The following is a 22752-nucleotide window of genomic DNA, read 5'->3' on the forward strand; positions in this document are numbered from 1 at the left end:
CCCGCGCTGCCTGTACTTTGGTGTAGTTAACGTCAGAGGTCATTGATTTTGATAATGTAACTGATAAATTAAGGGCGCTTCCTTAACAGGCTTATTATCAACAAGGACACTCGTTTGACGCCTCTTCATGTTTATGCAGGCCCCGGGGCGCTGCGAACCATTCGCCGCTACGGAATGATCCCCCGTTTGTTCCGGTATTTTATCGGCGCTTCCGGCGGACCTAAGTGGTTCGTGCTGGCCGGCTTGGATCGTGTGTTATTTCCGGAATGGCTGCCACGTCGCGGCGAGCAAATGCATTTTATTGGTACCTCCGCCGGGGCATTCCGCGCAACCTGTGCCGTTCAGCGAGACCCGAGGGCGGCAACCGATCGGCTGGCAACGCATTATGCAGAAACGGTATATTCTGACAAGCCACGGCCTAATGAAATTACGGTTAAAGCTCGGGCGCTGGTCCGGGATATGCTGGGGGACCAGGGCAAACTGGAATTGTTATTAAACGACAAGTTTAAGGCGCACATTATTGCAGCGAAATGTCATGGTCCAATGGCAAGGCGTGGGTCGATGAATCAGCTTTCCGGTCTGGCAATGAGCGCGGCGGCAAATGCAATGGGACGCAAACACCTCCGTCATCTGTATACCCGTTGTGTGTTTTCCTCTCCACACAGCAAGATTACGATTAAAGACCCGTACAACATCCCCACTGAATACTACGAACTGGGTCACAATAATATCTCTACGTCACTGCTGGCATCCGGCTCTATTCCGATTGTGCTGGAGGCAGTATCCAATATCATCGGCGCGCCGGACGCGGTATACCGGGACGGCGGTATTATTGACTACCACTTTGATCTGGAGTTTGGGCCGGAGCCGGGGTTAACCCTTTATCCACATTTTTACCCGTTTGCCGTGCCTGGCTGGTTCGATAAAAAGCTCAAAAATCGCCTCCCACATGCACAGAGCTACTACAATACGGTGATGCTGGTGCCTTCAGCCGAATTTATCGCGCAGTTACCTTATGGCAAAATTCCCGATCGCAAGGACTTTGAAACCATGGACGCGCCACAGCGGATCAAGTACTGGAAAACGGTGTTAAGTGAGTCTGACCGGCTTGGCGACTTCTTTATGACGCTGGCGGAAAAGCCGGAGTTTACGTCTTATATCAGACCATTGCCATTCCCGATGCTGTCAAAAGCTTACTAGAAGACGAGGCTGTTTCCAGCAATTGGTTATAACGCAGGCAATTGAACAGACAAATCGTAAAATTCGCTTGCTAAGCGGCGAGGGCATCGCTATTATACGCGCCGTCTTCACGACTTCCTGTCGTTACAATGCGTCTATAGCTCAGTTGGTTAGAGCGCTACCTTGACATGGTAGAGGTCCCCTGTTCGAGTCAGGGTAGACGCACCACTTATCTACCCCATTCATCCCAAAATAATTCGATTGCGCCAGCAAGGGCCAAGTCATCGTTATAATTCAATAGCCCTGTCTTGCCCATTCGCTCTTACCGCTGAGTATTGTCATTGAGTAAAGCCGACAACGTCGCAGCTTGATCATGGGATGGGTAGCGTTCAACAAAGGCGTTTAGATACCGCCGTGCCTGCTTGTACTGGTTTTGTTCATGCAGCGCTTTAATCAGCGCGGACTCGTATGCAGGGTGTTGAAAGTAGCGGGCAATAGCCACCATGACATCCAGTTCCTGAACCTTGTCTTCTTCGCCAGCAAGTGCATAGGCATAAAAGCCGTACAGTGCCAGATAATTCATATCGTAATTGTCCGGGTTTTTAGCCAGCGCAATATCAATGGCTACCACGCCTGTTTGTTTAGCCGTCGCCACTAATTGCATGGTTGCTTCATCCTTGAAGGGGACTCTGGGTTTTGGGGTGATCCCCAGTTTAACAAGCAGCGCTTCAGCAGCCTTAGGCACCGATGAAGGATTTTGCGCAGTAATCAGGTTTTCATCAATGACGACGAAGGGCAGCATGGGGTCGTTGTGTACGAAAATACCTCCGTTTTCAATGAGTTTATCCTCGACGAGAAAGGGGAAGGCAGCAATATGCTCACCACTGAACGCGTGCTCTTCAGTGTTAGTAAAGGCGTTTACCTGCCTGCCCGCAACCAGATGCTGACCGTCTGGTAATCTGACGTCGGCAATGGCCGCGGGACCATGACAGACAGCCGCTATCATTTTGTGCTTCGCAGCAAACCGGGTCAGCATGGCCTGTGTGGCACTATCACTGGGTAAGTCAAACATTGCCCCTGCGCCGCCAACGATAAATATGCCCTGGTAATGGTTTGGATCGACGGTTTCGCTTGCCCTGGTGTTGTTTAGCTGACTAAGCGCAACAGACTTAAAGCGCTGAATAAAAGCAAGGTCATCCTTGTTTGACTTCACCAGCACTGGTCCGCCTTTTGGCGTGGCAATATCAATGTTGACGCCGTTATCATGCAAAACCAGATAGGCCTGGGCCAACTCTTCAAGATCGTAGCTCAGTTGTGGCTGTTCTTCAGTGCCATAGCCTGAAATAAGCATTAGCACATTGGTATCGGTTTGCGATGCAAACGCCGGGTGCAGTGGCAGCACTAAAATAAAAAATATAAAGCGAAGTGTTCGCATAGTGTGACTCCAAAAATGTCTGTTACGGTAGCGCAAATCTAACTCAGCAGATGTCGTTATTGTGTGAAGCGTTTCATTGCGTTTTTCCCTGACAAAATCTTCACATTCGCCTTGTTAGTGTGAGCGCTCCGTAACCTCACAGAGACAACAACATGCATAAACTAGTGATTGGACTGCTTCTCGTTGCAACTGCATGCATTTCGGGCTGTACAGCGAGTCATCTCGAGATTTTTCCGGACCTGAGCGATCCGGGTTTAAGCGACAAAAAAATTGAACCAGCACAGTTGCGCGAGGATGTGGATGCATTCGTTGCCGGCATTGTGCAGCGTCATCCGGATGTGGAGCGGTATGCCAGCTTAGACAAGATTTACAAAAAGGCCAGGTCACTTAAAGCAGAGCTAACGGAACCGATGACCCGGCAAACGTTTTATAAAAAAATTGGGGCGCTTTCTCACTTATTTAATGATGGCCATACTTTCTTGCTGTGGCCCTATCAGGAATATCAGGCACTAAAAGAAAAAGAGTTACTGACCTTTCCGTTCAGCCTCGAAGTGTTTCCTGAGGGCGTTTTTCTTAAATACGATTATCAGTTTAATGGGGTAACACTGCCCAAAGGCAGCCAGTTGGTCAGTGTTAATACAATTGATACAGACAAAATCTTCTCTCAGGCCCAGCAGTTTGTCGGTGGCGAAACCAAACAACTGCGTAAACACATCGTCGCTGCCCGGTTTCCCGTGATGATATGGGCGGTGTTTGGCTTCGTCGACACCTTTGAGCTTGAGTTGCTGATAGACGGTGAGAACCGACAGATTACTGTAGGGGCTGAAGACAACTGGCAACAGAGCAACCCGCTGACCGCAGACGACAATGGGGATTTTGTGTATCAGCGTTTGAACGATGATACCGGGTACTTAAAAGTGGCGACGTTTGATGTGTCGCCGGACTGGTTTGAAGAGTTTATTGATGACACCTTTCTGACAATACACCAGCAAAAGGTGCACAATCTCATCATTGATATCCGCGACAACAATGGGGGCAATACCGATACTGCAACCTACCTCGCCCGGTATTTGGCATCCGCGCCGTTTCAAATGATTTCATCGATGCGTGAACGCTTAAATGTCGATAACCGGGGGGTGTTTAACTACCGGGGCAATGTGGGTGAGGTGCTGGCAGAAAAATGGGACGAATGGATAGAGCCTGTGAAGGCACAACGCCGCTTTAACGGCAACGCCTACGTATTGATAAGTCCTGTGAGTTACTCCTCGGCCATCGTTTTTGCTACCGCCGTAAAAGACAACGATATAGCCACACTTGTAGGGCGCAAAACAGGTGGCTATGCTAACCAAACCGCGCAGGGAAATCTTTTCAATCTGCCTCATTCCGAGCTACGAGTGTACGTCGCGACGCGCCTACTGGTAAGACCTGGCGGCGATCTGACAACCGATGGCGTTAAGCCGGATATTCGGGTGTCTGCGACTGATGAGCAAATTACGTCGGGCAGGGATGCTGACATTCTGGCGGCACTTGAACATGCTGCTTTTGAGCGGAAATAGAGTGAGATTAAGTGATGGCCACAAATGAGCATACCCGGGTGTTGCTGGTCGAAGATACCAGAGCACTGGCGACGGAAGTTTATGACTTTCTGGAAAACCAGGGAATGGACGTTGATTACGCGGAAACGGGAAAACAGGCATTGGCGCTACTCAATGATCATCGCTATGATGTTGTGGTACTGGATATCATGCTGCCAGATACAAGTGGCATCAACATCTGCCAGTTTATTAAGGAAAACATCGAGCCGATGCCGCCAGTGTTAATGATGACCGCCAGAGACAGTATTGGCGATAAAACCGTTGGCTTTGACGCAGGGGCGGATGACTACCTCACTAAACCGTTTGATCAACACGAGTTGCTACTGAGGTGCAAAGCACTGACCCGGCGCCAGCAGTTGCACCGGTCGCAGACCATTACGATCGGTGAGCTGAGCTTTAGTGAAAAACAACAGGTTGCGCATCGCAATGGCTGTGCACTTAAGCTAAGCAGCACCAACTTCAGAATTTTAGGTCTGCTGGTCATGGCCTATCCTAATGCCGTGAGCCGACAGGAAATTATTCAACAGGTTTGGGGCGATGATTTCCCTGATTCTGACGCGCTGCGATCGCATATTTATACACTCAGACAAGTGTTAGATAAGCCGTTTGCGACCGACATGCTGGTAACCATTCATGGTATCGGCTTTAAGCTGTCGGTGTGAGCATGGTCATCAGAGAATCTATTCAACGTAAAATTCGCTGGCTGATAATTGGCTTTACCTTCACCATATCGGTGATTTTTATTGGCCTGTTAATTGTTTATGCCTGGGTGGTGGAAGACAACATCTTCAATCGCATGGTGTCAGAGGAAGCGCGTTATATCGAGCAGCAGTTTATCGCGTCTGGTGAGCGGGTAGCGCCCCGCATTCCGTTTATGAAGTTGTATCGCGACTGGCAGGCGTTACCTGAGCACGTTCAGATGTTAAGGCAACAGTCACCCGAACGCATAGAATTCCCGTTGAGTGACGGCGGGGCTATTCACATAAGAGAAGTGCAACTGGGGAATACCACTCAGTTGCTGTCAGCTAATGTCTCCTCCTATGAAATTTCCAAAGACTATTTGCCCAAACTTCTCCCCTGGATGCTGCTGGTACTGATGATGGTGGTGATTTGTGCCCTGGTGCTGGCCCGCTACCTCGCCGCAGGCGTGGTGAAACCGTTGCAGCGCATTACCTTTGCAGTCGCGAATAATAGAGATAACAGGCCGCTCACGTTCCAGCAGGGTTTTGCTAACAACGAAATTGGCTATCTGGCAGATACTATCAGCAAGAGTTTCAACCGGTTACACGCCGCATTGCAAAGAGAGTCTGACTTTTCGCGCGACATCAGTCATGAACTACGCACACCAGTCGCGGTTCTGAAAATGGTTTCTGGTCGTTTGCAGGCAAAAGAGCCGCTGGACGAAGACACGCTTAAAAAGGTGGGGGCAGCGGTTGCAGAAGTTGAGCAGTCCGTAGGTATATTGCTGGCCTTGTCACGAGAAGAGTCGGTGCAAAAAACATCATATTGCCTGTTACAGGAAGTGGAGCACTGCATCATCAATCACTTTGCTTTATCACAGGTTGACGATGCCAGGCTCGACATTGATATTCCCGCCAATTATCGCATTACCTGTAACCAAAACCTGCTTCACATGTTGCTTAACAACCTGATAAACAATGTTGTGCAGCATGCCAGCGTTGTCGCTCTGAACATTATACTTAACAATGATCGGCTAATGATAAGTAACCCGGTGGACGCATGCCCGCCTGACGATGTGTTATCGCCCCGCGTGAAAGCCGTCGGCAGTCTGGGCTTGGGGCAGGGACTGCATCTCGTGAAACGCATCTGTGACAAAAGCGGGTGGGATGTCAGCGTTACAAGTGATAACCATAACTTTATGGTTTCAATTACGTTGGGTTGATCTTTAGGCATTGAACTTGCGGGATAACACGTCGTCGTTAAAGTTGATTAACAGCATCCCGATGGAAAATCAGGCTGCATTCTTCCCCCAATGGCAAACAGCTTATTTTTGTCGGAACTGAAGCGGGCAATGCCAATTTATACCGCATCGAATTTGAACCAGATAAAACGCAGTCAGTGTCTGGGGCTGAGCAACTTACCCATCACCCACGTGCATAGTCACGCCCCGTGTTCAATAAGCACGTTAAAGCATCGTCTTTACCAGCAACCGTGACGCCGACGACAAAGGTCACCTGCGCTTCCCCATTGCCATTCTTACCTATGGCGACCTGTATCGATTTCATTTCGGCTCAGGCAAGATTGAACGGCTGACCAGCGCGGAAGGGTGAGATGGCAGCACTCCGCGCCTGTATAAAATGAGTGCACAGGGTGAATAGCCAGTGGCGCTAGTAAAAGACGAAGTGGCCATTAGCTCGGCAGTGAAAAAAGACAACATCATATATTTCGTCTCAAAACCTACAGAAAATCCACGCGCGGCTTGCTACTGTGAGCGCTTAATACTACTCGACGCGCAGAAAAAAGGCCAAGAACACACCTTAATTCCATGATCTATATGTAAAAATATAACACTGGCCAGTGGTATTTTGCGGCCTGATACTTTATGCTTTTTACGCTTTTGAAGTTCAAAAGCTGCCACAGGAATTATATGGAACGTATGATGTATGGCCAGTAAATGTAAATACGCCGCAGTTATAACCGTAAGTTTGTTATTACTTTCAGCATGCTTTGGCCCTACCGGCAAAGTGCGAATTAAAACCGATATTGAAAAAGCCCAATTGTTGATTGATGGTGAGAAGGCCTCCTCTATCGGTAAGGATTTTATTGAGCTCGAAGTCACAGCCGAGCTTCATTTGTTTGAAGTAAAAGCCCTCAGCGAAGATGAAGAGTGGCGTTATTACGGCAGCGAAGAGCTGTTGATCCCCGAAAATGCCACACTCGAAAAGCATATCTACACGCAATCCAAAGCTACCGAAAAACGTCAGCGCCGTTTGGCGCTTGAAGCCAAGCGACGCGAAGCTGATAACCTTGCAGATAAAGTGAAAAGGGAGTTTTTACGCAGGCAGGCTCAAGAGGGGGGCAAGTAATGAGGTCTATTATTGTTGCGTTAAATTTATTGCTGCTTTCACCGACACTATGGGCTGATACCAGTATTACTATTAAACGGGTAAGTGCCTCATCGATTTATCCGGCAGATAGCGCATCCTATGAGCCAGAAAATGCTATTGATAACAAAAACAGTACGGCGTGGTTTCCCAATCGCACCAGCGCCGCGAATAAAGGGGAGTGGATTAAGTTTGAATTTGCTAAGCCTTCCCTGGTTTCAGGCATAAGGATTACTAATGGCTGGTTGCATTCAAAAAGGATGTGGCGTCATAACAGCCGGATAAAAACAGCGACAGTAACCTTGTCGTCTGGCGTCACTGAGTACATTTCTTTAGACGATAAAATGACACCTCAAACGTTATCTCTGCCGGTATCAGAGGCAAGCTGGGTAAAACTGACGATTGATGAGATTTATCCTGGAAACAGATGGAACCAGGAGTCTGGGTTAACTCAAGTTGATGTGCTTGGAACTACCAAAGAAGCCTTACGAATAGCTGCATTGCGAAAAGAAAAAGAAGCCGAGCAGGCCAGAATTGCGCAGCTTTCTGCCAGCAAAAAAGCGAAGGAAAAAACTGATTATCTTGCCCGGCTGAAAAGCGCGCTCCAACGAAAAAGTACTGAACTGGACTACGTTGAATTTTTAGCAGAGGCTTCTGATGCGTACAAGAGTGAAGTATATCCGGAAGCAAAAGAACTCATTAGCCAACAGGTGAGTAACACTATTCAGACGCAGTTGAACACCTATGCTGCCGCTGAAGATAGCGAACAACTTATGCGTGTTTTCGATCAGTCTCGCGACACTGTTTTTGAGAAACAGAATCATGATTTGCTTGGTAAGGTGTTTACCACCGCAGCTGAACTTGATTTGGCTAAGGCTAGACAAGAGCACTCCAGCGACCAACTGCTGGCGATATTTACCGGCTATGGCGCCTACTACAAAGAGAACCCTTTTTATCACCTGGTTGATGATGCATTAGAAATTGACGAAACCCTTATAGCGCAAGATGCAGGTGAGGAAAAAGGCGTTTCGCTGCTTGACAAATACGCCAGTCAGCCGCTTAAGTCGTATCAAAAGGCGAAGATTCAAAAGCTACTTGGTCAATTGATTAAGCAAAAACTGGCACAGGCGAAAAACAGTGACGAACTCGCCAGTGCGCTGGATGCATTTAGCCAGTTTGATCTGAATATGGCAAACAAAAAGCAGGTAAATGAAAGCATACTTGCGCAGTCTGGAATACAGTACCGGGAAACGTTCCGCGAAGGAAAAATTGGCGAGCGGTACGTGCCCGTAATATCGCGCTCTGAAAGCTATAATGAAACCCGTTATATTAACGGCGTTGCCATTAATGAGACCAAGTTTAATGACTACACAACGGGCGGATACGACGAGAGCCGCTATGGCTTTACTGCCGTTTACCAATTCTTTAATGAGTCAGAGAAAACCTACCTAGTAGATGTGGAGATCAGTGCCACAATCAGCAATACCGAATATAAAAAGCAGTCAAGCTGGTCAGGACCGGATAAGAACGTTGAGGTCAAAAAGCGTAATCTGCTGGTTAAAAAAATTACTTACGTATTAAAAGCCGGTAGCGAGATCAAAGATCAAATCATCGTGGGTGAGAAAAAACCTAATGATTTTCTGGTTTCAGTAGTGAACATTACACCTATGGATCGTGACTGGTTTGACAAACTCTCTACTGCAATGGAAGGCAGTGATATTGGTGTTATTTCGCAATTTTTCTTTGATGAAAAAGCAAAATACTGGAAGCCTGACCTGGCGGCCAATTTTGCGCGTCAGGCATACATGAATCTGGATACAACATTAAGCACTGGTGATAAATTTGATCGTGATTTTAAATCGCCGGTACAACTGACGCTGTCCAACCGTAATGCGATGGCACTTAAGCTAACTTATACCACAAACTTTTCAAACGACTCGCGCACCGTTGTGATCGATGGTAATAGCGAGTTAACTGAGAGTCTTATGGCTTTTGGTCGTAGCGAGGACGATCTTGAATTAACGATTGAAATGCTCGAGCCATGGAAATAGCTAAACGCTCATGTTGAGCGTGTAGTGGTTTGCCAGCGATGCATAATATTCGTTGTATACTGCGTAAAATTGAAGGTACGCGGACAGGTCTGGTTGGCGGAATCATCACGTTTCTGGCCATTATCTTTATTCGTAATCAGCTGGAATTGCTGCTCGAAGCCGATCATAACATTACTATTAGCCTGAGCACCGCAACGGTGCTGGCCGATCACGTTCATGTGATTATGGCCTGGAGCTATATCTATCTGATATCGGTCATTTTATTGGCCACAGCAGGTGGCTGTAGCTGGGCTGGCTCTGCCCGTGTGTCGCTGTGCGGTTTTACGCTGATATGGGTACCGCCTCTACTGGATGGCGCATTTGGTCTTAGTGGCGCGATTATTTACCAATACCAGTTCGATAGCTTTTTAAGTAGTTTTAGCAGCCTTTTTCTTCCCTGGGTTGAAGTTGGTTACGTGACGCCGGGTGTGCGAATAGAAGTATTTTTGGTGATGCTTGCCACAATAACCTACGTTGGATTGTGCAGTGACCGTCGCTATGCATGGTGGCGCGCAGTGCTGAGTGCATTTTTAGTTTACTGTGCGATTTTCTCGATGGGGTATTTACCGGCGCTGGTGAGTTGGCTCAGTGGTAACAGTCACATCGAGTTATTGCAGCAATCAGCGTTAGGGGTATCGGTAACTACAGCGCCGGTATTATGGTACTTGCCGGTATTACTGCCGCTTGGCATTGTTTTTATAAAAAAGACTCAACCACGGTTGTGGAGGGTGTTCACAAGCTGTTTGCGAATAGAACGAATGCTGATTTACTTACTGTTTGCGTTTGCGGGCATTCTGCAAGCCGCCGACAACGCCTTAATTGGTAATGAATGGCTCAATATCTACGACATTATCTTCGTAACTCTGGCCTTATTATGTGTGGCAATCGCGTTTATCGCAATGACTGCACTTAATGATATTTGCGATGCTAAAATTGACGTGCTGAGTAACCCATCGCGCCCTCTGACCTGTGATAAGTCACTGCTGCCAGAGTACTGGTTTGTATTGTTTTTCGGTGGGGCACTCAGCCTCGGGATGTCGTTTACGTTCGGGATCAGTCAGCCTGTTTTGCTGGTGGGTATGTTGAGTTTGGGCGGGCTGTATTCGTTGCCACCGCTTAGGTTGCGGAGGTTTTTATTACTGGCTCCGTTAACACTCACTCTGATTGCGCTGGTGTGTTACCTGTTTGGCATGGCGCTTATATGGAATAACAGCACGCCGGAGCAACTTAATCTTCATCAACTCGGTAGCCTGGCGTTATTATTTTTTATTGCGGTTCAGTTTAAAGATATAAAGGATGAAACCGGTGACAGAGCACATGGAGTGCAAACCGTTGCCACCTGCTTAGGGGCACGGCGAGCATATTGGCTCTTAGGCATTTTATTGTTCGTTGTCTTTACGGCGCTTATTGTTGCCGGTGAACTGAGATGGTCAGCAGCTAACATTCTGGCCGGGTTGATGTTTGTGCTGGCATTCGTCATTTTTAGAAAGAGTGAATGGGTCATCTGTTCGCTGGTGGGCTGTTTAGCTTTGCTATTGTTAAATTAGATCGTCTAACGGTTTTTTACTTTTCTTTCTTACAGGGAAAATCGGATACTGGTGGTCAGCGAGCCGGGGGGGATCCGAAGCAACGTGTCTTTCTCTACCTCTTCATTGCACACTTAAGCAGGCATCGACACGATGCCTGCTGCCTGTTCAGCTGTACGTTTAATTGTCCACATCTCGTCTGAGCGCAAGCTCGGCTGACATGCGATCTCAGTCGTTGCTTCACACTTTCTTCACGGCTCAACAGATAGAATTGTTATGAAGTCAAAAGCCCGGTTTCGGGCGTGCTGATTGTGAGGACAACTGACGCCTTGGCTAACCACTGACGCGTATGTGCGAGTTATTCAATCAGATAGCACGGTGGCTTTGTAGCCGTCACCGCCTACGCAAGTGCGGACCGCGACGACGGTATAACGTAACCAATACGAGAGAAAGCAAATGAGAAACTTAATTACAGCGTTATTTATCGCTGCCTTGGTCATCCCCTGGAGCGCTCAGGCAGAGACACCAAAAAAGGTGTTGATCATCGCATCTAACAAAATAGACATGGGCGATGCTGATAAGCACGAAGCAAGAAACGATTTATTTGAGTTTGCGCCTCCCTATCACGTTTTTGTCAGCCATGGCTATGACGTTGACGTTGTTTCTCCGCAGGGTGGCAAGGTTCATTTTATGAGAGACCCGTTAGGCATAGCCAGTTACACCATTAAATATGAGAATTTTCTTCAGAAAACCCAGAACACCTTGTCGCCACAGCAAGTGACACCGTCGGACTACTGGGGCGTTTTTACTGGCGGAGGCTACGGTGTCATGTTTGATGTGGCTGATAACCCTGAGATACACGCTATTATCGCCGGGATTTATGAAAACCAGGGCGTTGTTGGTGTCGGTGGTCATGGGGCGGCGAGCATCGCGAATGTCAAATTATCTACCGGAGAATTCCTGGTAAAGGATAAACGGATCGCCGGCTTTCCGAACTCGACCGAAACAAGCAAACCGTGGGCTGATTTTGGTAAATTGCTGCCTTTCCTTATTGAAAGCCAGCTAAGGAAAAATGGCGCCGTGGCTGAAAATAAAGCAACGTTGCAGGATAAGCATGAGGTGCTGGTAGATCAGCGTGTTGTATCCACCATGTTTCTGCCATCCGCCGCTATCGTGGCCAAAGAAATGATTCTTTTGCATGAAGCGGTATAAGCCGCAGGCGTTGGCGGAACGAGTGCTACGTAGCAAGCAATTTACGACGGAGGCTGTATGAGCAGACAGCATAAAACACGTGCACCGATCTTTTTTGCCATGGCGGGAATGCTATTAAGTAGTCAGGTCTGTGCGCAGGCAGGCGGAACCTCAGGCTACGATTCGTCTATACAGGCAATTGAGCCTGAAAACATCACCTTTGATGTGGGGCTGGCAGGTACCTCGCCGCCACAGATTGGTCGCCTGATTGTGGCAGACAGTCAGGGCGCGGCGTACACCAAGCTCTCCTCTGATGGAGAGTACATTGCCTATGTTTCAACCGTTACCGGCAAACGACAACTCTGGTTGCGAGCGCTCAATGGCGGGCAATCAAAGCAACTGACCTTTGGCAGTGGCGTTACCGGCTATTTTTACTGGGCGCCCTTGGGACATCAAATCCTTTATGCGGCGGACAATAATGGCAATGAGCAGGAATCGTATTTTCTGCTTGATGTCGATACGTTTTCTGAACGTGAGGTATTGCCCGCTGTTGCCGGTGGCTTTCGTATTTTCGGTGGATTTATCGATAATCACACCATTATTTATGCCAGTACTGAGCGCAATAAACTGGACTTCGACCTGTATATTGCCGACCTGGTGTCAGGTGTTACCGAGATGATATGTAAGGGGCGCATGGGGTTGTCCGTTGCGTCAGTATCCCCCAACGGCAAGTGGGCGTTAGTGGTAGAGCGGGTAGGGGCTGACGCTGACAACCTCTATCTTTTTGATATCAGCAAACGGCACTTATCAACGCTATTTAAACCAGAGCGCAGGGCCAATCATGCCAGCGGTGGTTTTGCATGGACCCGCGACAGCAAAGGGTTTTATTTTGCCAGTAACCTCAATCAGGAATATCGAAATATCGCCTTTTATGATCTGAAGTCTGGCATGCGCTGGGTAGCACAGGGCGATCATGAAATGGAAGGCGTTAATCTTTGCGCTGATGCTCAGTACCTGGTTTGGACAAATAACCTTGATGGTTACAGCAAACTACAGGTAAAAAACCTCAGAGGTGACAGTGCCCCATCATTGCCCGAAATGCCTGAGGGGGTTAAGCGCGTCGATTGTGCCACCACAGCGGGCAAGGCGGCGATTGCAACTAACGGCTGGAACGATCCGGGCTCGGTATATCGCTGGGACTTTGCTACTCATTCAGCATCGCCGGTTTTTACAGCAAGCCTGGCGGGCGTGCCGGAATCGTCACTGGTTGCGCCAAAAAGCATCCGTATCAGGGCGCGCGATGACGTGATGTTACAGGGGTTGTTGTACCTGCCTCGGGTTAAATCCGCTTCACCACCGCCAGCGGTGTTTCGCGTTCACGGTGGCCCCACCGAACAATCACGGCCGGTTTTTGATGCAATGACACAATATCTGGTTAATCAGGGCATCGCGGTGTTCAGGCCAAATGTGCGGGGATCAACCGGCTTCGGGCATACGTTCGTTACGCTGGATGACCGGGAAAACCGTCTCGACAGTATTCGTGACCTAATCGATATGCACGCTTATCTGGGAGAGGAGGAGATCATTGATGCAGCGAATGTGGCCGTGGCTGGCGGAAGCTATGGCGGGTATGCAGTTAATGCCGCGCTCGCAAATTTCCCCGGGTATTTTGCTGCTGGTGTTGCGCGGTTTGGCGTGTCTGACTGGGTTACCGCGCTGCAGGTTGCATCTCCATCATTAAAAGCGGCAGATATTATTGAGTACGGCGATATTAGTAAGCCTGAATGGCTGGCCTATTACCAGCAGTATTCGCCTATTCGTCAGGCCGACAATATTAACGTGCCCGTGCTTTACTCGCATGGTGTGATGGATCCACGTGTTGATATCGCCGAAACCGAAGTCATGGTGAAAACCCTGCGAAAAAACGGCGTTGAAGCTCCGTTTATCCGAATGCCTAATGAAGGGCATGGCTGGCGTAAGCTGGAAAACCAGATGTTTTATGCGCAGCAGGAAGCCGCTTTTCTTAAACGGGTGCTGCATGTTGCTAACTGATATGGCTGATGGACTGCTGCGTTTGTTCAAGTGAACTGGTGGTGAAATTTGCTTCACATTTTCATCACGTTTTATCAGATAGAGTGACCGGTACACATCCACAAACCGGGTGCTGTAGTGCCAAAAAGGAAGGATATGCACGCTACATATTAAGTGTGCTGACATTTTTATCCTTCACTTTAATCGTTAACAGGAGAGATGCATGACATATCGTGAAAAATCAGCCTGGCTGATGTTATTGGTGACACTGATGGTGGGAGTCTATATGGCATCAGAGGTGTTACTCACCGTTCTAGAGCAACGACACCTGCCGCCGGTTTTGCCAGTATTTATCACGCTCACCGTCACCCTTATTGGTTTGAGTATTATCGCTCAGATCGGGCTGTCAGTGTTCCACCCTGACGAGGCGCGACAGAAATCAGACGAAAGAGTAAAGGGCATTGCAAACAGGGCTCAGGCTATCGCGGGCGTAGTATTAAGCATTGGAGTAGCAGGCGCATTAGTCCGCTTTCTGTTTCTCAGCGATGGTACTGTGTTGTTTTATACCTGTTTACTGAGCTTAGTGGTTGCGCAATCGGTTGAGTATGCCGGACAAATCATCGGTTTTCGCAACGCCGGGGTGTAAGCCCTGGTGAGTGAAAGACGTTATGGATCTTAATCCTGCATTCTCAAAACAGCGTCATATAACATGTTACACGTAAAAGGCTATGCTACGTTCCTGATGCTCGGTATGCTCTCGCTGTATCAGGGAGCAGCCTTTGCTGCACCCTCTGCCGGTAAAAATGTTGAACTTGCCATTGAACATGGTGAAACGACTATTGTAGGAACTCTGACACTCCCGCATGAAACGCAAAGCGGCGCCTTAGTGATCATGCTCTCAGGCAGCGGTCCACAGGACAGAGACGAAACTCTGGATGGGTTTCGCGTCTTCTTGCATCTGGCAGAGCACTTGTCTGAGCAGGGTATCGCCAGTTTTCGTTTTGATGACCGTGGGGTGGGTGGCAGTAGCGGGAATTTTGGTCAAAGCAAACTTAGTGATCATGCCAATGATGTGATTAGAATTCTGAATTACTTTGCTGAGCACAACGCTCATGGCTTTCGTGGTTTTATACTGCTGGGCATAGTCAGGGCGGCATAGTAGCAGGTCATGTGGCAGCGGCGCGCCCTGATGTGGAAAAAGTAATCCTGATGGCGGCACCGTCGGTGCCATTACGGGACATCGTGTTATACCAGGTGCGAGAAGACTATACTCGGTTGCACATCAATCAATCGCTGGTGGAGCGGGGCGTGTCTGCGCATCACCGTTTGCTATGGGCAATTCAGAACGAACAAGCAATCGGTGCCACATTAGCGCATTTCCAGAACACGTTGGTTGAGGTTTTGGCGGCCGCACCTGAGAATGACAACCAGCCTCTGACAGCGCTAAAGGCGTCAGCGGCAAAGCAAACACAGGAATACCGGGCAGTGTACGCGTTACCCTCGTTGACCTCCTTTATTAACCATGATCCAGCGCTGGATATAGCTGCTCTCACATCGCCGGTACTGGGATTATTCGGCGGCAGGGATCGCCAGGTAACGATCGGGCAAAACAAGGATGTTATGGAAAACGCATTGCTTCAGTCCGGTGTTCACTACACGCTGGTAACGTTTGAGAAAGCAAATCACTATTTCCAGTCTGCTGAAACAGGCCGACGGGATGAGTATGTACGCCTGAACAAACAATTTGTGCCGACATTTCTACAGGTAATATCCGACTGGATCCTTAACGCTGAAGACAATTAGCCCCCATCTTTCTCATCGCAAGGGCAATAAGCTGACTCTGCTAGAGTCGTGTTTAGTTAGGGGGACCTAAGCAGACGCTGGCTTTATCAGCACATGACTCACAACGCATTGCAACGCACAGCGAACTTTCTCTGCACCAGCTTGGTATAAGATATTTTAATAATAGGTAAGTACCAGGCAACGGACAGAAAAGGGAAGGAGAGCACCGATGGCAGAAACGCTGTATATCGCAAGCGCACTACTGATATTTACTACACTGGCTCCACATATTCCCGGCAAACACTGGCTGATTCGGGTGTGGGAGTTTCCCCGCGTGCAACAGCTAGTGGTGATTGTGCTGGTACTGATTGGTTGGGCACTGCTGCCAGTCACGCTTGATGTCACGGCCTTTGTTTTTATCGCTGCGCTGGTGGCCGCTGGTATGTATCAGGTGCATTGGATCCTGCCCTATACCTTTCTATGGAAAACGGAAGTTCCTTATTCAAAAACACGTCCGGCACATTCGATTAGTCTGATGACCAGTAACGTCCTTATGCATAACGACAATAGTCAGGGGCTAATTGACCAGGTCAGTAAGCATCAGCCTGATATGCTCATCGCACTTGAAACAAACCAGTGGTGGGAAGACGAACTCACAGCACTGCATGAGGACTATCCGCACAGAATGGGCTGTCCGCTGGAAAATCTGTACGGTATGCACTTGTACAGCAAACTGCCCTTTGAAAAAAAGTCACTGCGCTTTGTTGTAGAGGACGAAGTCCCGTCGATGCAGGTTGATGTACTTTTGGACGATATTCCCATTACTGTGTATTTTCTTCATCCAAAGCCGCCTAGCCCAACTGAGAACGAAACGGCTGGCCCCCGGGATGTCGAGCTTGCAATTATTGGCAAAGAAGTGGCCAAATGTGACAAGCCGGTCATCGTGGCCGGCGATTTAAATGATGTAGCCTGGTCGCCAACAACACGCAAGTTCAGAGCGTTAAGTCATGCCAAAGATCCCCGCATCGGCCGCGGCTTTTTCAACACCTTTCACGCTGAATATCCGGTAATACGCTGGCCACTGGACCATGTTTTTCACAGTGATGATTTTACCTTACTGGATATTAAACGCCTGGAAGGCTACGGCTCTGACCACTTCCCGCTTTATATTCACCTGTCGCTTACCGACCATATAGATTTGCCCCGTGAAAAAACGAATACGTAAGGTGGGTAAATAAATATTGGTATAAACCCTGCTTTAAGCTAGTTGAACGAAGCAAATTAATGGAGTGAGATATGCGTAACTTAACCAAACTGTTTGCAATTTCGAGTGTAGCTCTTGCCCTGTCGGCGTGCGATGTAAAGCAAACCGATGAAGGTGAAATGCCGGATGTGGATGTCGACGGCGGCGAAGTCCCCGAGTACGAAGTAGTTAAAAAAGAAGACGGTGAAATGCCTGACGTAGACGTCGACGGCGGTGAAGTGCCTGAGTATGAAGTAGAGACAGCCGATGTAGAAGTCGGAACCAAAGAGAAAACCGTGTCGGTACCGGATGTGGATGTTGAGGTTGAGTCAGAAGAAGAAGATGTGACGGTCCCAGATGTGGATGTTGAAATGCCCGATGAAGATGATAATGACAACTAAGTGTCATTTTACTCAAAAAAACAGCCGGACCAGGCTGTTTTTTTGTGTCTGCTAAGCGGCTTGTCAGTCTCTGTGTAACTGCGGTTGACTCTGTAATATTTTTCGATTGTCTGTAATTTGCACACAAGCACCAGCGGCGCATAAAAAACGCTGGTACGAAAAGTAAGGAAGAATGTGACGATGCTGAACGAAGCGCAGACGTGTTTGTTTTCTCTGTCGCTTAATTTCAGATCTTCAACTATCTTTAAAAGTGAAAACACTGATTATAATTTCCATAGCAACAGCAGGTAATGTCTGTGGCCGATTCATCTGAGCATTTCGCGTCCCCAGGCGTGTTTGCCGCTTCCTTTTATCATTGCGCAGTAGGGATGGCTCACGTTGACCTCGACGGGCGTTTTATCCGCGTTAATCCTCGCCTCTGCGAATTTCTTGGCTACTCTGAAGACGTGCTGCAACAGCTTACTTTTCAGGAAATTACAGCAGGCCCTTTTCTGAAAAAAGATGAATCGAATCTGCACGATTTACTGGAAGGCCGAACCGACAGCTACAGCATGGAAAAGCAATATGTACATGCCAGTGGCCGCGCGATATGGGGAAAGCTGACAGTGTCACTGGTGCGTGACAGCGACGAAAAGCCTGAGTATCTGATATCGGTTGTTGAAGACATTGATGAAAAAAAGTGTATCGAATCCAGGCTTTCAGATACCGAGTCACTGTTTAAGCATATCGTATCGTCATTTTCCCATCGTACGTTTGTGTGGGTGGCCAACAGTGATCTGTCCCGCATTCTGTATGTAAACGACGGCTACCAGACTATCTGGGGGCGTAGCCCGCTGGAATTATTTGAACAGCCTCTGGCCTTTTTAAATCATGTTCATGAGGAAGACAGAGCGCGGGTTGAACAGGAATTGCGACAGCCCGGTTTGCGCGAGTGGGGACTTGAATACCGTGTCATCACCAGGTCAGGCAGCACCCGCTATATTCATGACCGCGGCACGACCATATACGACAGTGAAGGTAACGCACAGTTTTTGATTGGTACGGCAGACGATGTCTCTGATGATAAGAGTATGTACCATGCCTTGCTGGCCGCCAATAAAAAGCTAAAAGTGATGTCGCGTACAGACGGACTTACCGGGATCCTTAACCGTCGCGAACTGCTGTATCAGATAGATAAGGAAATTCAGCGTATTCATCGCGGCGATTTTTCTTCAACCTTGCTGTTTATCGACCTCAATGAGTTTAAATCCATTAACGATCGGTATGGCCATAGAGCCGGCGATGACGCGCTGGTCACGTTTGCAGCAAAAATTAATACCCTGCTGCGCGAAACTGACAGCTTTGGCCGTTATGGCGGGGATGAGTTTGTGGTCCTGTTGCACAATGCCGATGAACAGAATGCACGAAGCTTTCACCGGCGCTTGCTGGCCGAACCGTTAACACTGATGGTGGGGCCCGGCGCAGACATTGAAATCACATTCTCGGTGGGGATCAGTGCCTGGCGTGCAAACTGTAAAAGTGCGCAAATCTGGGTGGAGCAGGCCGACGATGACATGTATTGTGAAAAACGCAAACGAAGCGCTGCGCGCATATCGTAAACGCAATACCAGACAGTGCCCAGTTTTGGGGGCGTCAGTTATCCCGTGAATATACAGCCTGACCGGCGACCCAGGTTTCGGCGACCGCACGTTCTGTACCCAGTATACTTAATGCAAACCAGCAGTCATCAAACTCTGCCATGTCGCCCAGTCTCAGACGTGTGAGTTCATCACACTGCGGATCCAGTACCACAATATCGGCTTTACTGCCGGGGTTCAGATTGCCAATGTCCTGCGCAAGATTATAGGCTGCGGCAGGCGACTGGGTTGCCATATAAAATCCTTCCCGCGGCGAAAGCGGCGCCTGTTGTAACTGACTTACCTTATAGCCGTCTGCATAGGTTTTTAGCATGCTAAAGCCAGTGCCGGCACCCACATCTGTGGCAAGAGTGACAGGAACCTTGGCGCGCTTAGCACGCTGCAAGTCGAACAGTCCGCTGCCCAAAAACAAGTTGGAGCTGGGGCAAAATGCGATCGTGGCGTCGCGGTCGGCCAGACACTGCCATTCGCTCTCGCTTAAATGCAGAGCATGACCGAATACTGAACGGTGTCGCACCAGGCCTGCGCGGTCATACACGTCCAGGTAGTTGTCCGCATCCGGGTAAAGTGATGCAACCCAGTCAATTTCGTCTTTGTTTTCTGACAGGTGCGTTTGTACAAACACATCCGGGTACTGCTGCGCCAGCTCGCCCAGTCGCTTTAGCTGCTGCGCACTGCTGGTGGGGGCGAAGCGCGGAGTGAGTGCGTACAGGTTACGCCCCTTGTTGTGCCAGCGCTCAATAAGCGCTGCGCTGTCTTGCTGGGCTGATTCTGCCGTATCCTGAAGCGCGGGCGGGCAGTGTCTGTCCATACACACTTTACCGGCAATAAGCGCCATATTATAGCGTGTAGCAGCCTGAAAAATGGCCTCGCAGGCATGCTTATGCACACTCGAATAGACCAGGGCTGTGGTCGTGCCGTGGCGAAACAGCTGACTGACAAACACCTCTGCAATAGCACGTGCGTGGGTTTCATCAGCAAATTTTTGCTCAGTAGGAAACGTCGCTTTTTTAAGCCAGTCAAGCAACTGTTCGCCATAGTACGCAATGCTCTCGGTTTGCGGGTAATGCACATGGCTGTCAATCAGCCCCGGGATCAGCCATTTGCCAGAGTGGTCGTGAATATGGGCGTGTGGATAAGCCGCCACCATATCATTGGCATGGCCCATCGCAATAATATCCTCGCCTTCGATCACCAGCGCGCCGTCACGCATGATACTGAGATCGGCGTCGGGGGTAGCAGTGGCGAGTGGAAAATGAGCAATATGGCCTTTGATTATATCCATAGATACGAGAGTCATGCGCAAAAACGGCCGGGGAGAATAGCAGGCGTGGCCCGGTCTGCCTACCGTTTTTTACTATAACAGGCATCAGGGCGTGGTGTGACACATTGTAAGACGCGCTGATTATGGCACTATAAGCGACTTTAGCACGGCGCGCCCCACAGTCGTTGCTGCAACAGGAGAGCCATCATTCATGAACGAAAAACGTGCAGGGGACGCCAGAGTCGGTGCCCGTAACCGCCGCGCCATTCTGGCCGCTGCAGAAAAAATCTTTGCCGCGTACGGATTTAAAGGGGCTTCAGTACAGCAAATTGCTGACGAAGCCGGGTTGCCGAAAACCAATATTCTCTATTATTTTAAAACCAAACAGGTGCTTTATCAGACGTTACTCGAAGAGCTGCTGAGCCAGTGGAATTCCTGCTTTGACGGTGCCACCCAGGATGACGATCCAGCCCAGATCCTGGCAGCATATATTGCAGAAAAGATGACCTTGTCGCGCGTACAGCCACTTGCCTCGAAAATATTTGCCATGGAAGTGATAAACGGCGCAGCGAACCTGACTGACTTTTTTAATGAAACCCAGGCAGCCTGGATGGCAGGCCGTGTGGCCGTGATCAATGCATGGATTGATGCCGGTAAAATGGCGCCTGTCGATGCCGAATTTTTACTGTATCAGATTTGGGCCAGTACCCAGCACTATGCTGACTTTGCCGCGCAGGTCACGCAGTTGCGCGGGCAAAAGATGCGCAAGGAAGATTTTGCCAGGGCAACCATACACTTACAGCACGTGATCCTGACCGGTTGTGGCCTCATAGTGCCTGAAAATGCGTTACCGGAAACGGCCTCGTAAGTCAGACCTTTATCGGTTAAAACGGCGCTGCCCGCAAGGCGGTAGTCAGGTTAAATCAAAGATATAACGCAGCAGGAAAATCGCCGCCAGGCAATAGGTCAGCGCGCTGACGTCGCGAAACCGGCCAGTGCCAAGTTTAATGCTGACATGCGTGATAAAGCCAAGTGCAATACCTTCACTGATACTGAAAGTGAGGGGCATGGTGATAATGGCAACCGATGCTGTGGCCAGTGCCCCTAAATCATCAAAGTCCAGCTGACGGATACTTTCCATCATCAGGATCCCCACCACCAGTAGTGCAGGTGTGGTTGCCATCAGTGGAATGGCTTTCATCAGCGGTGTAAAAAACAACGCCAGTAAAAAGCACAGGGCCACCACCACGGCAGTCAGTCCGGTACGCCCCCCTGCAGATACGCCGGCAGCTGATTCGACATAACTGGTTACCGGTGAAGTGCCAAGTCCTGCGCCGGCGATGCTTGCTGCCGCATCGGCGGTCATGGCATTGCCCATACGCGGCAGTTTACCCGTTGGTGTGAGCAGGTTGGCACGGCGGGAGACACCCAGCAGGGTACCGATAGTGTCGAACATATTCACAAACATCAGCGCAAAAATCAGATCCCAGGTTTGTGCAAGGTGCTCAATAGGATACAGAATATCCATCGCCATAAATGTGCTGCTGATGTCATCGGGCATGCCTACAATAGCGGGTGGCGGGGAGGTCAGAGTTCCGTCGGAAACAGGAATAAACAGGCCTATGAATGTCAGGACCAGTATGGACAGTAAAATGGCGCCGGTTACCTGATGAATAAGCAGTACAATGGTCAGTAAGATCCCGAAAAGCGCCAGCAATACGGCCGGTTGAGACAAGTCGCCGAGAGACACAAATGTGGCGGGATTGTCTACCACCAGATTGGCATTTTTCAGCCCGATGAAGGCGATAAACAATCCAATGCCGCATTGCACACCAATTTTCAGCGCCCGGGGAATGGCTTCGGCAATTTTGCGCCGTATCCCGGTCAGGGTCAGCAGTAAAAACAAGATGCCATTCCAGAACACAATACCCAGCGCGGCTTCCCAGGGGACATCACGGGACACGCAAATCGTGAAGGCGAAAAAAGCATTGAGTCCCATTCCGGGTGCCAGTGCGATAGGGTAGTTTGTCATCAGTGCCATCAGCAGGGTGCCAATGCACGCCGACAGGGCAGTGACTGTAATGAGGCCAGTGACCGGCATTCCGCTTTGCCCCAGGATCCCCGGATTCACAATCAGAATGTACGACATAGCCGCAAATGTTGTCAGGCCCGCGACCAGCTCTTTTTTCATGGTGGTCTGATGTGCCTGCAACTTAAACAGACGCTCTATGAACATGGTGTACACCCCGGTTAGTTTGGTCAGTGTCGCTCGATGCTGGTAATCGGTTTCATACAGCTATGGCGTTCTGGATG

19 protein-coding genes and 1 tRNA gene are annotated in these 22752 nt (G+C 49.2%); 17 read left to right on the forward strand and 3 right to left on the reverse strand.

Annotated features, from left to right (window positions below):
• The first annotated feature begins 114 nt into the window (after nucleotides 1–114).
• Nucleotides 115–1200, forward strand: coding sequence for a patatin-like phospholipase family protein (locus IE054_RS03005; protein WP_229804977.1), 1086 nt, complete (start codon nucleotides 115–117; stop codon nucleotides 1198–1200).
• Nucleotides 1201–1330: 130 nt separating this feature from the next.
• Nucleotides 1331–1407: transfer RNA gene (locus IE054_RS03010), tRNA-Val, on the forward strand.
• Between the two features lie 94 nt (nucleotides 1408–1501).
• On the opposite strand, the gene IE054_RS03015 is transcribed toward IE054_RS03010, so the two are convergent.
• Complete coding sequence (locus IE054_RS03015; RefSeq protein WP_189403581.1) at nucleotides 1502–2614, reverse strand: type 1 glutamine amidotransferase domain-containing protein; 1113 nt, start codon at nucleotides 2612–2614, stop codon at nucleotides 1502–1504.
• A gap of 152 nt (nucleotides 2615–2766) precedes the next feature.
• On the opposite strand from IE054_RS03015, the gene IE054_RS03020 reads away from it, so the two are divergent.
• From IE054_RS03020 to IE054_RS03085, 14 genes are all read left to right on the forward strand, one after another.
• The gene (locus IE054_RS03020) at nucleotides 2767–4170 is read left to right on the forward strand and encodes a S41 family peptidase (RefSeq protein WP_189403582.1); all 1404 of its coding nucleotides are present in this window, start codon (nucleotides 2767–2769) and stop codon (nucleotides 4168–4170) included.
• A gap of 14 nt (nucleotides 4171–4184) precedes the next feature.
• Complete coding sequence (locus IE054_RS03025) at nucleotides 4185–4871, forward strand: response regulator transcription factor (protein ID WP_189403791.1); 687 nt, start codon at nucleotides 4185–4187, stop codon at nucleotides 4869–4871.
• Between the two features lie 2 nt (nucleotides 4872–4873).
• Nucleotides 4874–6112: a histidine kinase dimerization/phospho-acceptor domain-containing protein gene (locus IE054_RS03030; RefSeq protein ID WP_189403583.1), complete on the forward strand. Its 1239-nt coding sequence runs from the start codon at nucleotides 4874–4876 to the stop codon at nucleotides 6110–6112.
• A 721-nt stretch (nucleotides 6113–6833) separates the two neighbouring features.
• A complete protein-coding gene (locus tag IE054_RS03035; RefSeq protein ID WP_189403584.1) occupies nucleotides 6834–7256 on the forward strand; it encodes a hypothetical protein in 423 nt (140 codons plus the stop codon).
• Complete coding sequence (locus IE054_RS03040; RefSeq protein WP_189403585.1) at nucleotides 7256–9325, forward strand: discoidin domain-containing protein; 2070 nt, start codon at nucleotides 7256–7258, stop codon at nucleotides 9323–9325. The genes IE054_RS03035 and IE054_RS03040 overlap by 1 nt, the downstream gene beginning before the upstream one ends.
• A 38-nt stretch (nucleotides 9326–9363) precedes the next feature.
• Entirely contained in the window at nucleotides 9364–10911 is a 1548-nt protein-coding gene (locus IE054_RS03045) for a UbiA family prenyltransferase (RefSeq protein WP_189403586.1), read from the forward strand.
• A gap of 435 nt (nucleotides 10912–11346) precedes the next feature.
• Nucleotides 11347–12102 carry a type 1 glutamine amidotransferase domain-containing protein gene (locus IE054_RS03050; RefSeq protein WP_189403587.1) on the forward strand — a complete coding sequence of 252 codons (756 nt, stop codon included), beginning with the start codon at nucleotides 11347–11349 and terminating at the stop codon, nucleotides 12100–12102.
• Between the two features lie 57 nt (nucleotides 12103–12159).
• Nucleotides 12160–14133, forward strand: a complete 1974-nt coding sequence (locus tag IE054_RS03055) for a S9 family peptidase (protein WP_229804978.1) — start codon at nucleotides 12160–12162, stop codon at nucleotides 14131–14133.
• 202 nt (nucleotides 14134–14335) lie between these two features.
• Entirely contained in the window at nucleotides 14336–14758 is a 423-nt protein-coding gene (locus IE054_RS03060; RefSeq protein ID WP_189403588.1) for a hypothetical protein, read from the forward strand.
• 63 nt (nucleotides 14759–14821) lie between these two features.
• Complete coding sequence (locus tag IE054_RS03065; protein WP_189403589.1) at nucleotides 14822–15271, forward strand: alpha/beta hydrolase family protein; 450 nt, start codon at nucleotides 14822–14824, stop codon at nucleotides 15269–15271.
• Nucleotides 15272–15282: 11 nt separating this feature from the next.
• On the forward strand, nucleotides 15283–15915 hold the full coding sequence (locus IE054_RS03070) for a dienelactone hydrolase family protein (protein WP_373293812.1): 633 nt from the start codon (nucleotides 15283–15285) through the stop codon (nucleotides 15913–15915).
• Between the two features lie 208 nt (nucleotides 15916–16123).
• Nucleotides 16124–17119: an endonuclease/exonuclease/phosphatase family protein gene (locus IE054_RS03075; RefSeq protein WP_189403591.1), complete on the forward strand. Its 996-nt coding sequence runs from the start codon at nucleotides 16124–16126 to the stop codon at nucleotides 17117–17119.
• A gap of 71 nt (nucleotides 17120–17190) precedes the next feature.
• Nucleotides 17191–17538, forward strand: a complete 348-nt coding sequence (locus IE054_RS03080) for a hypothetical protein (protein WP_189403592.1) — start codon at nucleotides 17191–17193, stop codon at nucleotides 17536–17538.
• Between the two features lie 296 nt (nucleotides 17539–17834).
• Entirely contained in the window at nucleotides 17835–19136 is a 1302-nt protein-coding gene (locus IE054_RS03085) for a diguanylate cyclase (protein ID WP_229804979.1), read from the forward strand.
• A 34-nt stretch (nucleotides 19137–19170) separates the two neighbouring features.
• Here IE054_RS03085 and guaD read toward each other — a convergent pair whose 3' ends face one another.
• Nucleotides 19171–20460 (reverse strand): guanine deaminase, encoded by a 1290-nt coding sequence (guaD, locus tag IE054_RS03090; protein ID WP_189403594.1) that lies wholly within the window; start codon nucleotides 20458–20460, stop codon nucleotides 19171–19173.
• A gap of 190 nt (nucleotides 20461–20650) precedes the next feature.
• Between guaD and IE054_RS03095 the strand changes: the two genes are divergently transcribed.
• Nucleotides 20651–21307: a TetR family transcriptional regulator C-terminal domain-containing protein gene (locus tag IE054_RS03095; protein WP_189403595.1), complete on the forward strand. Its 657-nt coding sequence runs from the start codon at nucleotides 20651–20653 to the stop codon at nucleotides 21305–21307.
• Nucleotides 21308–21352: 45 nt separating this feature from the next.
• On the opposite strand, the gene IE054_RS03100 is transcribed toward IE054_RS03095, so the two are convergent.
• Nucleotides 21353–22675 carry an NCS2 family permease gene (locus IE054_RS03100; protein ID WP_189403596.1) on the reverse strand — a complete coding sequence of 441 codons (1323 nt, stop codon included), beginning with the start codon at nucleotides 22673–22675 and terminating at the stop codon, nucleotides 21353–21355.
• Nucleotides 22676–22752 lie beyond the last annotated feature (77 nt).

It is taken from the genome of Alteromonas halophila, assembly GCF_014651815.1.
GTDB classification, from domain to species: Bacteria; Pseudomonadota; Gammaproteobacteria; order Enterobacterales; family Alteromonadaceae; genus Alteromonas; species Alteromonas halophila.

Bases quoted from the DNA above. Each gene is read 5' to 3' on its own strand.
- IE054_RS03030 (WP_189403583.1), top strand. From the start codon at position 4,874: ATGGTCATCAGAGAATCTATTCAACGTAAAATTCGCTGGCTGATAATT.
- IE054_RS03100 (WP_189403596.1), bottom strand. From the start codon at position 22,675: ATGTTCATAGAGCGTCTGTTTAAGTTGCAGGCACATCAGACCACCATG.
- IE054_RS03025 (WP_189403791.1), top strand. From the start codon at position 4,185: ATGGCCACAAATGAGCATACCCGGGTGTTGCTGGTCGAAGATACCAGA.
- IE054_RS03050 (WP_189403587.1), top strand. From the start codon at position 11,347: ATGAGAAACTTAATTACAGCGTTATTTATCGCTGCCTTGGTCATCCCC.
- IE054_RS03080 (WP_189403592.1), top strand. From the start codon at position 17,191: ATGCGTAACTTAACCAAACTGTTTGCAATTTCGAGTGTAGCTCTTGCC.
- guaD (WP_189403594.1), bottom strand. From the start codon at position 20,460: ATGGATATAATCAAAGGCCATATTGCTCATTTTCCACTCGCCACTGCT.
- IE054_RS03035 (WP_189403584.1), top strand. From the start codon at position 6,834: ATGGCCAGTAAATGTAAATACGCCGCAGTTATAACCGTAAGTTTGTTA.
- IE054_RS03040 (WP_189403585.1), top strand. From the start codon at position 7,256: ATGAGGTCTATTATTGTTGCGTTAAATTTATTGCTGCTTTCACCGACA.
- IE054_RS03020 (WP_189403582.1), top strand. From the start codon at position 2,767: ATGCATAAACTAGTGATTGGACTGCTTCTCGTTGCAACTGCATGCATT.
- IE054_RS03055 (WP_229804978.1), top strand. From the start codon at position 12,160: ATGAGCAGACAGCATAAAACACGTGCACCGATCTTTTTTGCCATGGCG.
- IE054_RS03065 (WP_189403589.1), top strand. From the start codon at position 14,822: ATGTTACACGTAAAAGGCTATGCTACGTTCCTGATGCTCGGTATGCTC.
- IE054_RS03075 (WP_189403591.1), top strand. From the start codon at position 16,124: ATGGCAGAAACGCTGTATATCGCAAGCGCACTACTGATATTTACTACA.
- IE054_RS03095 (WP_189403595.1), top strand. From the start codon at position 20,651: ATGAACGAAAAACGTGCAGGGGACGCCAGAGTCGGTGCCCGTAACCGC.
- IE054_RS03060 (WP_189403588.1), top strand. From the start codon at position 14,336: ATGACATATCGTGAAAAATCAGCCTGGCTGATGTTATTGGTGACACTG.
- IE054_RS03015 (WP_189403581.1), bottom strand. From the start codon at position 2,614: ATGCGAACACTTCGCTTTATATTTTTTATTTTAGTGCTGCCACTGCAC.
- IE054_RS03045 (WP_189403586.1), top strand. From the start codon at position 9,364: ATGCATAATATTCGTTGTATACTGCGTAAAATTGAAGGTACGCGGACA.